Consider the following 13,518-nt stretch of genomic DNA (forward strand, 5'->3'; position numbering starts at 1 on the left):
GTCAGACGGCTCCGGTCAACTCGTCGTAGACGCTGAGGACTTGGGCGATGGTCGCGTCCTCGGTCGGCCAGGACGCGGCCTGTGCGCTGCCCAGGTCCTTGAGTTCGGCGCGGCGCCCGGGATCGGACAACAGCCGCTCGACGGCGCGGGCCAGCGCCGGGGCGTCCCCGTACGGCACCAACTCGGCCGCTTCCCCGACGAGTTCGGGGATGCCGCCGACCTCGGTCGCCACCAGCGGCACCCGGGCGTGCAGCGCCTCCTGCGCGAGCAGCGAGCGCGACTCCCAGCTGCTGGGCAGTACCGCGACGTCGGCGGCGGGCAGCAGTTCGGCGACGTCGTCCCGCCGGCCCGCGAGCCGCACCGGCAGCCCCTCGCTCTCGATGCGCCGCTGGAGCGCGGCCCGCTCGGGCCCCTCACCGGCGATGACGAGCAGCGGCGCGGGGTCGAGGGCCATCCAGGCGTGGGCGGCGTCGAGCAGTACGTCGTAGCCCCGGTGCCGCTGCAGGCTGCCCACGGCCATCAGCAACGGGCGTTCCAAGGCGCCGAGTTCGGCCCGGGTCTTGAGGCGGGCGCGCTCGGCGTCGGCGTCGTCGAAGGGCTCGGGGTGGCGCGGCAGCGGGAAGGAGACGGCGGCGAGCCGGGCGTCGCGGGCGCCGCGCGTCCGGGCCCGGTCCACCAGGTCGGAGGAGGTGCCGAGGACCACGGACGCGGCCCGGGCGACGCGTCGCTCCAGCATGCGCAGCAGGTGGGCGCGGGCCCCTTCCGCGTACCCGCGGGTGTGCCAGGTGACGACGAGCGGGATGCGGCGGCCGCTGAGCGCGAGGGAGGCGCGCAGCGCGGCGTGCAGGCCGTGCGCGTGCACCAGGTCGGCGTCGGCGCAGGCCACCCGGAGCGCGGCGACGGACGCCGGGTCGCTGCTGCGCGGCACGGCGAGATGGTGGGCGCCGACGTCGCCGAACCCGTACGCACGCTCGGCCTCGGACGGCGCGCACACCGTGACGCGCACCCCGCGGGCCACCAACCCGGCGGCCAGCGAACGGACATGGGCGCTGCTGCCCGCACTGCCGCCGCCCAGCACCTGCACGGTGCGCAGCGGCGTCTGTCCGTTCGATGAGTGGCTGCTCACGTGGCTCACGCGGCCGGGCTCCTGGTGGTCGGTTCGAGTGGTCTGGGCCAAGGATGCCAGTCCGTACGGTCGTTCCGGCACCGGCCACGGTCCCCCACCGCGCGGCGACGGGCAACACGGCGCACCGGACCACTCACACGGGTGAGTTGGCCGCCTGCTTCAGATCCTTGCGGGCCCATGCGCTCACGCGCTCCCCGTAGGCGGCCGCCGCCACGAGTCCGGCGGCGTGCGCGAGGAGCCCGGCCCTCGTGTTTCCCGCGACGATCGCCACGCCGAGCGCGGCGCCGAGGGCGTGCGCCCCGGTGTCGCCGAGCATGCCGCGTTCGGCGAGGTCGTCGGGGAGCGCGGCCGCGGCGGCGCCCATCGGCGCGGCCGCGAGGGACCCGCGCAGCAGGCCGGGAGCGCCCAGCGCGAGGACCGCCTGGGCCGCGCGGCCGGGGCGTACGTCGACGAGGTTGACGAAGTGGGCCGTGCCCGCGATGACGACACCCGCGAGCGCCCGGTCGACGCGGCGCTCCTTCAGCAGCGCGCCCGCGACGAGCCCGGCGGCTGAAATACCGAACAACTTCACGGCGCCGCTGGTGAGTTCGCCGTTCCGCAGCGCTCCGAGGTGTGCGCGGAAGCCGCGTCGCTCGTCGCCCGCTCCGGCCACGTCGTCGTACGCGCCGCAGGCCCCGGCGGCGAGCGTGGCGACGAGGGCGGCGCCCCGTGTGCCGGGGTCCGCGGCGAGCGCGCCCGCCGCGACGCCCAGCGCGGCGGCGGGGCCGGGGCACAGGTCGACACCGCGACCCGCGTGGTTCTTGCGGTCCCACGACCCCGCGCCGCCCGGCTTCGTGCGGCGCAGGGCGGTGCGGGCGACTCCGGTGACGCTCGCGGCGAGCGCGGCGGAACGGAGGGCGCGGGTGACGTCGGTCATGCGGTCACCCTAGGGCCCATGGGGACCTAGGCGTCGGTCCGGGCCGCAGCGAGGAGTTCCTCCGCGTGGGCGCGCGCCGTCTCCGAGTCCTCCTGTCCCGCGAGCATGCGCGACAACTCCCGTACCCGGTCCTCGCCTTCGAGCACCGTGACGCCGGAGCGCGTCACGGTCCCGTCGTTCGTCTTCTCGACCAGCAGCTGCCGGTCGGCGAACGCCGCGACCTGCGGCAGGTGCGTGACGACCACGACCTGCGCGGACCGGGCGAGCTTGGCGAGGCGCCGGCCGATCTCGACGGCCGCCTTGCCGCCGACACCGGCGTCGACCTCGTCGAAGAGGTACGTGGGGACGGGGTCGGTGCCCGCGAAGACGACTTCCACCGCGAGCATGACCCGGGACAGCTCACCGCCGGACGCGCCCTTGGCGATGGGCCGGGGCGGCGCCCCGGGGTGCGGCGCGAGCAGCAGTTCGACCTCGTCGACCCCGCTGGGCCCGCACGCCACGGTCCGCCCGTCGACCTCGACGCCGTCGGCCGCGTCGGTCTCCGTCTGCCGGATGTCGAAGGAGACGCGGGCGTGCGGCATGGCGAGCGAGGCCAGCTCGTCGGTGACGGCGGCCGCGAACCGGGAGGCGGCCTCGGTCCTGGCGTTGGTCAGTTCCTGCGCCAGTGAGCCCAGTTCGCCGCGGAGCGACGCCAGCTCGGCGGTCAGCTCGCCGATCCGCTCGTCGTCGCCGTCGAGTTCGAGGAGCCGGGCGGCGCTCGACTCGGCCCAGGCGAGCACGCTCGCGATGTCCTCGCCGTACTTCCGCGTCAGCTGGGTGAGCGCGGCGCGGCGCTCCTCGACGGCCGACAGCCGCAGCGGGTCGGCGTCCAGGTCGTCGGCGTATCCGGCGAGTTCGGCGGCGACGTCGGTGAGCAGGATCGACACCTCGCCGATCCGCTCGGCGAGCGTGGCGAGGGACGGGTCGTGGGAACGGACGGCTTCGAGGGCCCGGTGCGCGCCGCCGACCAGCGTCGTGGCGTCGACTCCCTCCGGGTCCTCGGGGTTCCCGGCGAGCGCGGCGTGCGCGGCGGCGGCCGCCGAGGCGAGCGCCTCCGCGTGTCCGAGCCGCGAGGCCTCCTCGGCCAGCTCGACGTCCTCACCGGCGCGCGGCTCGACCGCGGCGATCTCGTCGAGCCCGAACCGCAGCAGATCCGCCTCCTGCGCCCGCTCCCGGGCGCGCGTGGTGATCTCCTCCAGCTCGGCGCTGACGCTTCTCAACCGCTTGTACACGGCCGCGTACTTGGCGAGCGGCTTGGCGACGGCGTCCCCGGCGTACCGGTCGAGCGCCTGCCGCTGCCGCCCGAGCTTGAGAAGGCCCTGCTGGTCGGTCTGTCCGTGCACGGCGACGAGTTCGTCGGCGAGCTCGGCGAGGACTCCGACCGGTACGGACCGCCCGCCCAGATGCGCCCGCGAGCGCCCCTCGGCGGAAACGGTACGGCTGACGAGCAGCACCCCGTCGTCCAGCTCGGCCCCGGCCTCTTCCGCGCGGGCCAGCGCGCCCGAGCCGGCGGGCACGGCGACGCGCCCCTCGACCACCGCGTTCTTCGCGCCGATCCGCACGAGCGCGGGGTCGGCCCGCCCACCGAGCAGCAGCCCGAGGCTGGTGACGACCATCGTCTTGCCCGCGCCGGTCTCGCCGGTCACCGCCGTGAATCCGGGTGACAGCTCGACCACCGCGTCGTCGATGACTCCGAGCGACCGTATCCGCATCTCCTCCAACACGGACACGACCTTACGAGGTCGGGGGCCACCTGTGCGACGGGCCCTGGTCCAGTGGACCGAATCGGCAGGTGGCGTGGGGCCGGTGTGAAGGCCTTGTCACCCTCCCGAGTGCCCGTCGCGTCCGCGGTGGGGTTGTCCCCCGCACGCATCGACCGGTCCGCCCCATGGGGCGGCGTGCCCGGCGCCGGAACACTGGATCACATGAGTACGGCACTGGCACGGGCAGCGCTCACGGCCCACCGTCCGGCGTTCGTGGGGACGGCGGTGGCCGCGCTGTTCGCGGCCGTGGTGGTGAGCGCCTCCACCATGGTGCTCGCGGCGACGGGCACGCACGAGATCCCGGCCGCGGACCGCCGCCGCATCACGGCGAACGGCGTCGGCGACATCGCCGCCGTGCTCCTCATCGGCTCGGTCTACATGTCGATCTTCGTGGTGGTCTCGACCCTGGGCACGGCCGTCGCCCAGCAGCACCGCGAACTGGCCCTGGCCCGCGCGATCGGCGCCCGTCCGCGGCAGGTGCGCCGCGCGGTGGCGGTTCAGGCGCTGGCGGCCTCCGTGCCGGCGGCCCTGATCGGTTTCGCGGCGGGCGGCGCGCTGGCCCGGTTCTGGTTCGGCGGCATGGTGGCCCACGGTCTGGTCCCGGCCGGGGTCCCGTTCCGCTTCTCCTGGCTCGCCCTGCCGGTCTGTCTGGCGGTCGCGGGGGTGACGTCCACGGTGGCCGGGCTGCTGGCCTCGCTCCGCTTCTCGCTGCTCAGGCCGGCCCGCGCCCTGGACGAGGCCGCGGCGGGCCGGCGCTCCCTGGGGCCGCTGCGCGCGCCGCTGGGGGTGCTGGCGGTCGGGGGCGCGACGCTCCTGTCCGCGCTGCTGGCCCGGCAGCCGGCGGAGGACGCGAACGCGGGCGCGTTCCTGGTCCTGATCCTGTTCTGCGTGGGGGTGGGCCTGCTCGGGCCGCGTCTCGTCGGCCCGGCGGCCTGGCTGGTCTCCGCGCTGATCGGGCGGATCGGGCCGAGCGCGCGGCTGGCGATGCTCAATGTCCGTTCGCAGCCGCGCCGTTTCTCCGCCGCGGTGGTGCCGCTCGTCCTGGTCGTCGGCTTCGGCGTCACGAAGATCGCCCAGCACACGACGGCCGAGCACGTGACGGGCTCGGCCGGCAGCACCGGCGAGGTGTGGCTGGACTACATGGGGACGGCCCTGTACGCGGGCTTCGCCGCCATCGCCTCGGCCAACACGCTGGCGATGATCTCGCTGGAGCGCCGCCGCGACGTGGCCCTGCTGCGTGTGGTCGGCTCGCAGCGCCGCCAGATCCGCGCGATGGCGTTCTGGGAGGCCCTGGTGGTGGCCGGCACGGCACTCCTCCTCGGCTCCCTGATCGCCCTGGCGACACTGGCCCCGATCCTCGACAGCGCCTTCGGCTCACCGCTGCCGTACGTGCCGTGGCCGCTGGGGGTGGCGGTGGTCCTGGCGACGGTGGCGCTGACGGCCATGTCGACGGGGGCGCCGGTGCGCAGGGGGATGCGCGGTCCGGCGATCACCGTGGTGAGGGAGTGAGCGGGTCGTGCCCCGGGTGCGGGGCTGCACCCGAGGACCGGGCCTCAGGCCTGTCCGGCGGATCGTGTCGCGGGCGCGGGGCCCGGCACGCCGACCTGCACAGATCGGCGCGGGCCACCCGGACGCGGCCTGAATCCGCCGGACTGGCCCTAGTGCGGCGCCCCGCGCCACCCGGCGACGGGCAGGGCGAACTTGGCGACCAGCCGGTCGGTGAACACGGCATGGTGCAGCCGCGCCAGCCGCACCGGCACGGCACCGCGCCGTACCTCGACCCGCGCTCCGGCCGGCAGTTCCACGGTCCGCCGCCCGTCGCACCACAGCACCCCGTGCGGTGTGTGCGGCTGCACCTCGACGGCGAGCACCGACTCCGGTGACGTCACCAGCGGCTTGGCGAACAGCGCGTGCGCGCTGATCGGCACCATCAGCAGCGCCTCGACCTCGGGCCACACCACGGGCCCGCCCGCCGAGAACGCGTACGCCGTCGATCCGGTCGGCGTCGCGCACACGATCCCGTCGCAGCCGAACCCGGTGACGGGCCGCCCGTCGATCTCCAGGACGACCTCGAGCATCCGCTCGGGCTCGGTCTTCTGCACGGCGGCCTCGTTCAGGGCCCAGTCGCGGTGCACGACATCGCCGTTGCGGTGCACGACGACGTCGATCGTCATGCGCTCCTCGACCTCGTACTCCTTGGTGACGACCCGGTCGACGACCTTGTCCAGGTCGTCGCGCTCGGCCTCGGCCAGGAACCCGACACGGCCCAGGTTCACGCCGAGCATCGGCACCCCGGAGGCCCGGGCGAACTCGGCGCCGCGCAGCAGCGTCCCGTCACCGCCCAGCACGATGAGCAGCTCGCATCCGTCGAGGCAGGCCGGGGTGGCCTCCTTCACCAGCTCCACGGAGGACGGCAGCGGCAGATCGGCCGCCTCCGACTCCAGGACCCGCACGCCGAGGCCGCTGCGCAGCAGCCCCTGGACGACGAGTTCGGCGCTGCGGATGGCCGCGGGCCGCCCCGTGTGCGCGAGCAGGAAAACAGTACGAGCTCGGGTCTGTGTCAACGCGGCCCCTCCGCCACTGCACGGTCGATGTCGGCCGGGTCCGGTTCGGGTGCCCCGGCACGCAGCCACAGAAAGTACTCGACATTTCCGGAGGGCCCGGGCAGGGGGCTCGCGGTCACCCCGCGCACGCCGAGCCCGAGCTTCCACGCCTGCGCGGCGACCCCGCGCACCGCTTCGGCCCGCAGCTCGGGGCTGCGCACGACGCCGCCGCTGCCGAGCCGCTCCTTGCCGACCTCGAACTGCGGCTTGACCATCAGCACGAGGTCCGCGTCCGGCGCCGCGCACCGCGCGAGGGCGGGCAGCACCAGGCCGAGCGGGATGAAGGAGAGGTCCCCGACCACGATGTCCACGGGTACGTCATCGATCGCCTCCAGCGTCAGTTCGCGTACGTTCGTACGGTCCTTGACGGTGACGCGTTCATCGCTCTGCAGTGACCACGCGAGCTGCCCGTACCCGACGTCGACGGCGACGACGTGCGCGACACCGGCCCGCAGCAGCACATCGGTGAAGCCGCCGGTCGACGCCCCGGCGTCCAGCGCCCGCCGGCCCTCGACGACGAGCCCCTGCGGGACGAACGCGGCCAGCGCGCCCGCGAGCTTGTGCCCGCCGCGCGAGACGTACTCGGGATCCCCGTCGTCCTGCGCGACGACGATCGCCGCGGCCGTCTCCACCTGCGTCGCGGGCTTGGTCGCGACGGTCTTGCCGACGCTGACCCGCCCCGCGGCGATCAGCTGGCTGGCGTGCTCGCGCGAGCGGGCCAGCTTGCGGCGGACGAGTTCGGCGTCGAGGCGGCGACGTGCCACACCTGCCACGGTCGGTTCAGCTCCTGTGGTCGTACGAGGGCGAAGGCTGGGGCCGTGCGTCGAGCGCGGTCAGCGCGCCACGCAGGCCCTGATGTACATCCTCGTACACCTCGACGTGCCCGTCCGCCGCGAGGTGGTCCACATCGCCGAGCCGCTCCAGCTGGGCGTCCACGTCGGCGTTGCCGGTGGGGGTCCGCTCGATGCCGAGGGGGGCGGGGGCCGCGGGCTCGTACGACGGTTCGTCCGGGGCCGGGACCTCGGCTTCGGCGGGAGTCTCACTCATGCCCAGACGCTACCTCGGAAGGCCGGTGTACCGTCGATCACGATGGCCACGATGGAGGAGTGCCGGGCGGCACTCGAGAAACTCTCGGACAACATGGCGGGCGCCGACGGGGACGTCCGCGCCGCCGCGGCGCTCGACCGCTCGCTGAGCTGCCGCATCACGGACCTGGACGTCACGTTCTCCGGCCGTCTCGCCGACGGCCGGATCGAGGTGCTGGACACCCGCCCCGGGCCGCCCGTCGAGAAGGCGCAGATCCGCCTCTCGATGACGGGCGACGACCTGGTGGCGATGGTGGACGGCCGGCTGAACTTCGCGAAGGCCTGGGCCGCGGGCCGGGTCAGGCTGGAGGCCTCGTTCCGCGACCTGCTGCGTCTCAGGACGCTGCTTTAGCCACGGCCGGGGTCTTCTGCCGCGCCTTCCGCGCCGCCGGCACCACCAGCGGGGTGCCCGTCTCCGGGTCGTCGATGACCTGGCACTTCATTCCGAAGAGCCGCTCGACGAGGTCGGCGGTCACGATGTCCTTCGGGGCCCCTTCGGCGATCACCTCGCCGCCGCGCAGCGCGATGAGGTGGGTCGCGTACCGGGCCGCGTGGTTGAGGTCGTGCAGGACGGCGACGAGCGTGCGGCCCTGCTCCTCGTGCAGCTCCGCGCACAGGTCGAGGACGTCGATCTGGTGCTGGATGTCGAGGAACGTGGTCGGCTCGTCGAGCAGCAGCAGCGGCGTCTGCTGGGCGAGCGCCATGGCGATCCACACCCGCTGGCGCTGACCGCCGGAGAGCTCGTCGACGTACCGGTCGGCGAGTTCGGCGACGCCGGTGGACTCCATGGACTCCCGTACGACCTGCTCGTCCTGCGGCGACCACTGGCGCAGCAGGCCCTGGTGCGGGTAGCGGCCGCGGGCCACCAGGTCGCCTACGGTGATGCCGTCGGGCGCGACGGACGACTGGGGCAGCAGGCCGAGCGTCTTGGCGACCTTCTTCGCGGGCATCGACTGGATGACGCTGCCGTCGAGCAGGACCCGGCCGGCGCTCGGCTTGAGCATCCGCGACAGGGCGCGCAGCAGCGTGGACTTGCCGCAGGCGTTCGGGCCGACGATCACCGTGAAGGAGTTGTCGGGGATCTCCACGGACAGCTTCTCGGCGATGACGCGCTGGTCGTACCCGAGCGTCACGTCGTCGGCTATCAGCCTGTTCACAGCGGTGCTCCTTCGGTTCTGGTGCGGCTGGTCCGCCTGGGAGGTGTGCGTGCGGGCGCTCATATCCGGCCCGCCTTGCGCTCGGTGACGAGCAGCCACAGGAGATAGGCGCCGCCGACCACGCCGGTCACCACGCCGACGGGCAGCTGGTCCGCGCCGAACATCCGCTGCGAGGCCAGGTCGGCGACGATCAGCAGCGTCGCGCCCATCCAGGTGGCGGCCATCAGGTTCGGGCCGGGCGACTTGGTCAGGCGCCGGGCGATCTGCGGGGCGGTCAGCGCCACGAAGGTGACCGGGCCGGCCGCTGCGGTCGCGGCGGCGGTCAGGAAGACGGAGGCGGTGAGCAGCAGCAGCCGGGTGCGCTCGACGCGGATGCCGAGTGCGCCGGCCGAGTCGTCGCCCATCTCCAGCATGCGCAGCGGACGCCCGAACGCGGCGACGACCGGGGCGAGGACGGCGAACAGGATCAGCAGCGGCCACACCTGCTCCCAGCCGCGGCCGTTCAGCGACCCGGTCATCCACACGGTGGCGCGGGCGGCGTCCACGAAGTCGGCCTTGGTGAGCAGATAGCCGTTGACGGCCGTGACGAACGCGGAGACGCCGATGCCGACGAGGACGAGCCGGTAGCCGTGCACGCCCCGCTTCCAGGCGAGGACGTAGATCGCGAAGCCGGTGACGAGGCCGCCGACGAGCGCGCCGAGCGCGACCTGCGCGGCGCTGCCGCCGAAGATCACGATCATCACGAGCGCGCCGGCGGTCGAGCCCTGCCCGAGTCCGAGCACGTCCGGGCTGCCCAGCGGATTGCGGGAGATGGACTGGAAGAGCGCGCCGGACAGGCCGAGCGCGCCGCCGACCAGGAGGCCGACCAGGACCCGCGGCAGCCGCAGGTCGTTGATGATGAACTCCTGCCCGGCGTCGCCGTGGCCGGTCAGGGTGCGCAGCACGTCGAGAGCCGGGATCGGGAAGTCGCCGGTGCCGATGAGGACGACGCTCGCGACGAGCGCGGCCACGACCAGGATCCCGACGACGACGGTCGCGCGGACGTCGAGCCGGACGGAGAGCCCGCCCGGGGTGCGTATCGCCTTCACAGCTGGGCCAACTTTCGGCGTCGTACGAGAACGATGAAGACCGGGGCGCCGATGATGGCGGTGACGATGCCGACCTGGAGTTCGGCCGGGCGGGCCACGATCCGGCCGACGACATCGGCGCCGAGGAGCAGGACGGGCGACAGGACCGCCGCGTACGGCAGGATCCAGCGCATGTCGGGGCCGGTGAACGAGCGCACGATGTGCGGCACCATCAGGCCGACGAAGACGATGGGGCCGCAGGCCGCGGTGGCGGCGCCGCACAGCAGGGTCGCGGCGGCCATGCTCAGGGCGCGGGTGCGGCCGAGGTGGGCGCCGAGGGCGCGGGCCGTGTCGTCGCCCATGCCCATCGCGTTGAGCGGCCGGGCCAGGCCGAGGGCGAGCACGGCGCCGACGGCGATGAACGGCAGCACCTGCTGGATCGTGTCCATCTTGGCGCTGGCCAGCGAGCCGACCTGCCAGAACCGCATGCGGTTGAGCGCGACGTCGTCGGTGATCATCACCGCGTAGACGTAGCCGGACAGGGCCGCGGTGATCGCGGTACCGGCGAGGGCGAGCCGCACGGGGGTCGCGCTGCGCGTGCCGCCGAGCACGTACACGAGCGCACCGACCGCGGCCGCGCCGAAGAAGGCGAACCACACATAGTCGCTGAGCGAGGTCACCCCGAAGACACTGATGGCGGTGACGACGGCGGCGGAGGCGCCCATGTTGATGCCGAGGATGCCGGGGTCGGCCAGCGGGTTGCGGGTCAGCGCCTGGAGGACGGCGCCGGCGAGGCCGAGCGCGAGTCCGGCGAGCAGACCGAGCAGCGTCCGTGAGACGCGCTCGCCCACGACGATGTCCGCGTACGCACCGGTGTCATGGAACAGCCCGTGCCAGACCTGGTCCAGGGAGAGCGGCTTGGCTCCGACCGCGATGCTCGCCACGAGGACGACGAGCAGCACGAGAGCCGCGGCGAGGAGTCCGGCCGTGCGTATCGCCGCACGGCGGCCGGGGGGCGCGGGAGCGGTGTCCGCGCTCGTTTCTGGGGGACTGTCGACCAACACTCGGTTAGGTTAGCCTACCCTCCGATTCGGTCACATCCGCGCTGCGCTGAGAGAAGCGTCTCCCCCGTCTCCCGTGCCGCCCGCCGCTCCGCCCGCGGACTTCTGGCGACCGGCGGAGCGATCGGTCCCGGTGCACTGCTCACCGCGTGTGGCGACGGCAAACCTCCGGCACGGTCAAGTCGATCCACCGCCACTTGGTGGCGGCCCCCGGGATCGACCGCAATCGCGTCAAGTTCCCGGGGACACCGGCGCGGGCCCCCGCCGCGCCGTCGCTACAGCTCCAGCCGCGCCAGCGCCTTCGCCGCGTCCAGCGCACACGTCCCGTCGCCGGCCGCCGTCCACGCGGCAGCGCACAGCGCGCGCAGCCCGTCGAGCGCGTCCCCGTCCCCCTCCAGTTCCAGGCGCTCGTCACCGGCCACGGCGGTCCACCCGCCGCACCGGAACCCGTCCCGCTCCTCGGTCACCTCCGGCTGCCCGGTCAGCACCCCGCGCAGATCCCGGTCCACATACGTGGGCCGGTGCTGCGGCGGCGCGGCGAGCAGCTGCGCCCCGTCCGTGACGCCGGTCAGCACGAGCAGCGAGTCCACTCCCCCGTTGAACGCGCCCTCGATGTCGGTGTCCAGCCGGTCCCCCACGACCAGCGGCGTCTTCGCCCCGGTGCGCAGAATGGTCTCCCGGTGCATGGGCGGCAACGGCTTCCCCGCGATCTGCGGCTCCGCCCCCGTCGCGATGCGCACGACCTCCACCGCCGCCCCGTTCCCGGGAGCGATGCCCCGGGCACTCGGAATGGTCAGGTCAGTGTTGGAGGCGAACCACGGCACACCCCGGGCGATCGCGTAACAGGCCTCGGCGAACCGCCCCCATGCCATGTCGGGCCCGCCGTACCCCTGAGCGACCGCGACGGGATCGTCGTCCGCGGAATCGACGGGCACCAGCCCCCGCTCCCGCAGCGCGACCCGCAGCCCTTCCCCGCCGATCACCAACACCCGTGCCCCTTCGGGCACTTGGTCGCTGATGAGCCGAGCGACGGCCTGCGCCGACGTGATGACGTCGCCCGCCTCGGTCGGGATCCCGAGCTCGGTCAGATGCCCGGCGACGGCGTCCGGGGTCCGCAGCGCGTTGTTGGTGACGTACGCCAGCCCCATCCCCCCGTCCCGCGCGACGGCCAGCGACTCGACGGCGTGCGCGATGGCCCGCCCACCCGCGTAGACGACGCCGTCCAGGTCCAGCAGCGCGGTGTCGTACGCCTCGCTCAACGCCCGCGCACTGCCGTCGGGCCGCACCCGCGGCCCGTCGCCGACCGCACCACTCGCACTCTGGCTCATTCCGTATCGCCCTTCCTCGATCGCACTCCCCCGATCATCCCCCACGCCACCGACACTCGTACGATGCACGGATGAACCCTGCAGGTGACGGCTTGGATCTGCGCCCCTTCCACGGGGTGCGCTACGTCCCCGGGCGCATCGGCAGCCTCGCCGCCGTCACGTCGCCCCCGTACGACGTCGTCGTCCGCCCGGACGGCCTGCTGCACCTGGAGAGCGCGGATCCGCACAACATCGTCCGGCTGATCCTCCCGCAGGCCACGTCCCCGCAGTCGCGCAACGACCAGGCGGCCGACACGCTGCACCGCTGGCTCACCGAGGGCATCCTCGCCCACGACCCCGAACCGGCTCTCTACGTGTACGAACAGCGCAGCGGCGACCTGCTGCAGCGCGGCCTCATCGGCGCCCTGCGCCTCTCGGAGGCCTCCGCAGGCGTGGTGCTGCCCCACGAGGACGTCATGCCGCACGTGGTCGAGGACCGCGCCGGCCTGATGCGCACCACGGCGGCGAACTTCGAACCGCTCCTGCTCACCTACCGCGGCAACGGCGACGCGACGGGCGCCAACGCCGTCATCGAGGAGACGGTCCGCCGCGCTCCGCTCCTGTCGACGACCACGGAGGACGGCTACAGCCACCGTCTGTGGTCCCTCACGGATCCGGCGGAGGTGCGCAAGGTCCACGACGACCTGGCCCACCACCAGGCGCTGATCGCCGACGGCCATCACCGCTGGGCGACCTATCTGCGGCTGCGCGCCGAGCATCCGTCGCCCACCCCGTGGGACCACGGCCTGGTCCTCCTCGTCGACACGGCCCGCTACCCGTTGCGCGTCCGCGCCATCCACCGCCTCCTCAACCGTCTCCCGATCGACCAGGCGTTGGCGGCCGCCGCCCCCTTCTTCCGTGTACGGGAAGTCGCGGGTCCCGTGACGCGGGCGCTGGAGTCCCTCGCGGACGCCGCGAACGACGGCAACGCCTTCCTCCTGACCGGCGCCGCCGACACGTACCACCTGGTCGACCGTCCGGACCCGGCCCTGCTGGAACGTACGATCCCGACGGGCCGCCCGGAGGCCTGGCGCACCCTGGACGCGACGGTCCTGCACTCCACGCTCCTCGGCCATGTCTGGGGCATCCCCGAGGACTCGCCCGCCGACATCGCGTACATCCATGACACGGAGGCGACGGTCGAGAAGGCACGGCGTGACGGCGGCACGGCGGTCCTCATGCACCCGGTCCGCGAGGAAGTGGTGCGTGAGCTGGCCCAGCAGGGTGTGACGATGCCCCGCAAGTCGACGTCGTTCGGCCCGAAGCCCGCCACGGGCCTGGTCCTGCGGACGCTGACGAACGACTGACGGGCGGGTCCCGAAGGAACCCGCCCG

General features: G+C 73.9%; 13 protein-coding genes. 3 read left to right on the top strand and 10 right to left on the bottom strand.

Features of this window, described 5'->3' with window-relative positions; translation table 11 throughout:
• Position 1: 1 nt before the first annotated feature.
• From ACVHNB_RS28950 to recN, 3 genes are all read right to left on the bottom strand, one after another.
• Positions 2–1,135 (bottom strand): glycosyltransferase family 4 protein, encoded by a 1,134-nt coding sequence (locus ACVHNB_RS28950; RefSeq protein ID WP_456226242.1) that lies wholly within the window; start codon positions 1,133–1,135, stop codon positions 2–4.
• A gap of 124 nt (positions 1,136–1,259) precedes the next feature.
• Entirely contained in the window at positions 1,260–2,042 is a 783-nt protein-coding gene (locus tag ACVHNB_RS28955; protein ID WP_456226243.1) for a hypothetical protein, read from the bottom strand.
• A gap of 26 nt (positions 2,043–2,068) precedes the next feature.
• Complete coding sequence (gene recN / locus ACVHNB_RS28960) at positions 2,069–3,793, bottom strand: DNA repair protein RecN (RefSeq protein ID WP_428957710.1); 1,725 nt, start codon at positions 3,791–3,793, stop codon at positions 2,069–2,071.
• Positions 3,794–4,006: 213 nt separating this feature from the next.
• On the opposite strand from recN, the gene ACVHNB_RS28965 reads away from it, so the two are divergent.
• Positions 4,007–5,353, top strand: a complete 1,347-nt coding sequence (locus ACVHNB_RS28965; protein ID WP_456226244.1) for an FtsX-like permease family protein — start codon at positions 4,007–4,009, stop codon at positions 5,351–5,353.
• Between the two features lie 149 nt (positions 5,354–5,502).
• Here ACVHNB_RS28965 and ACVHNB_RS28970 read toward each other — a convergent pair whose 3' ends face one another.
• Genes ACVHNB_RS28970 through ACVHNB_RS28980 form a run of 3 tightly spaced genes read right to left on the bottom strand, consistent with a single transcriptional unit; the run spans position 5,503 to position 7,494 of the window.
• Positions 5,503–6,408: an NAD kinase gene (locus ACVHNB_RS28970; RefSeq protein ID WP_428955592.1), complete on the bottom strand. Its 906-nt coding sequence runs from the start codon at positions 6,406–6,408 to the stop codon at positions 5,503–5,505.
• The gene (locus ACVHNB_RS28975) at positions 6,405–7,220 is read right to left on the bottom strand and encodes a TlyA family RNA methyltransferase (protein ID WP_428955591.1); all 816 of its coding nucleotides are present in this window, start codon (positions 7,218–7,220) and stop codon (positions 6,405–6,407) included. Before ACVHNB_RS28975 ends, ACVHNB_RS28970 begins: the two co-directional genes overlap by 4 nt.
• Positions 7,221–7,227: 7 nt before the next feature.
• The gene (locus ACVHNB_RS28980; RefSeq protein ID WP_428955590.1) at positions 7,228–7,494 is read right to left on the bottom strand and encodes a hypothetical protein; all 267 of its coding nucleotides are present in this window, start codon (positions 7,492–7,494) and stop codon (positions 7,228–7,230) included.
• A gap of 42 nt (positions 7,495–7,536) precedes the next feature.
• Between ACVHNB_RS28980 and ACVHNB_RS28985 the strand changes: the two genes are divergently transcribed.
• Positions 7,537–7,884, top strand: coding sequence for an SCP2 sterol-binding domain-containing protein (locus ACVHNB_RS28985; protein WP_428955589.1), 348 nt, complete (start codon positions 7,537–7,539; stop codon positions 7,882–7,884).
• On the opposite strand, the gene ACVHNB_RS28990 is transcribed toward ACVHNB_RS28985, so the two are convergent.
• From ACVHNB_RS28990 to ACVHNB_RS29005, 4 genes are all read right to left on the bottom strand, one after another.
• Positions 7,868–8,752: an ABC transporter ATP-binding protein gene (locus ACVHNB_RS28990; RefSeq protein WP_428955588.1), complete on the bottom strand. Its 885-nt coding sequence runs from the start codon at positions 8,750–8,752 to the stop codon at positions 7,868–7,870. The genes ACVHNB_RS28985 and ACVHNB_RS28990 overlap by 17 nt on opposite strands.
• Positions 8,749–9,777: a FecCD family ABC transporter permease gene (locus ACVHNB_RS28995; protein ID WP_428955587.1), complete on the bottom strand. Its 1,029-nt coding sequence runs from the start codon at positions 9,775–9,777 to the stop codon at positions 8,749–8,751. Before ACVHNB_RS28995 ends, ACVHNB_RS28990 begins: the two co-directional genes overlap by 4 nt.
• Entirely contained in the window at positions 9,774–10,820 is a 1,047-nt protein-coding gene (locus tag ACVHNB_RS29000) for a FecCD family ABC transporter permease (protein ID WP_456226245.1), read from the bottom strand. The genes ACVHNB_RS28995 and ACVHNB_RS29000 overlap by 4 nt, the downstream gene beginning before the upstream one ends.
• Before the next feature lie 272 nt (positions 10,821–11,092).
• A complete protein-coding gene (locus tag ACVHNB_RS29005) occupies positions 11,093–12,145 on the bottom strand; it encodes an HAD hydrolase-like protein (protein WP_428955585.1) in 1,053 nt (350 codons plus the stop codon).
• A gap of 71 nt (positions 12,146–12,216) precedes the next feature.
• On the opposite strand from ACVHNB_RS29005, the gene ACVHNB_RS29010 reads away from it, so the two are divergent.
• Entirely contained in the window at positions 12,217–13,491 is a 1,275-nt protein-coding gene (locus ACVHNB_RS29010) for a DUF1015 family protein (protein ID WP_456226246.1), read from the top strand.
• Positions 13,492–13,518 lie beyond the last annotated feature (27 nt).

The sequence above is a fragment of the Streptomyces sp. YJ-C3 genome (assembly GCF_053891275.1).

Bases quoted from the DNA above. Each gene is read 5' to 3' on its own strand.
- ACVHNB_RS28955 (WP_456226243.1), bottom strand. From the start codon at position 2,042: ATGACCGACGTCACCCGCGCCCTCCGTTCCGCCGCGCTCGCCGCGAGC.
- recN (WP_428957710.1), bottom strand. From the start codon at position 3,793: ATGCGGATACGGTCGCTCGGAGTCATCGACGACGCGGTGGTCGAGCTG.
- ACVHNB_RS28965 (WP_456226244.1), top strand. From the start codon at position 4,007: ATGAGTACGGCACTGGCACGGGCAGCGCTCACGGCCCACCGTCCGGCG.
- ACVHNB_RS28980 (WP_428955590.1), bottom strand. From the start codon at position 7,494: ATGAGTGAGACTCCCGCCGAAGCCGAGGTCCCGGCCCCGGACGAACCG.
- ACVHNB_RS28985 (WP_428955589.1), top strand. From the start codon at position 7,537: ATGGCCACGATGGAGGAGTGCCGGGCGGCACTCGAGAAACTCTCGGAC.
- ACVHNB_RS28990 (WP_428955588.1), bottom strand. From the start codon at position 8,752: ATGAGCGCCCGCACGCACACCTCCCAGGCGGACCAGCCGCACCAGAAC.
- ACVHNB_RS29005 (WP_428955585.1), bottom strand. From the start codon at position 12,145: ATGAGCCAGAGTGCGAGTGGTGCGGTCGGCGACGGGCCGCGGGTGCGG.
- ACVHNB_RS29010 (WP_456226246.1), top strand. From the start codon at position 12,217: ATGAACCCTGCAGGTGACGGCTTGGATCTGCGCCCCTTCCACGGGGTG.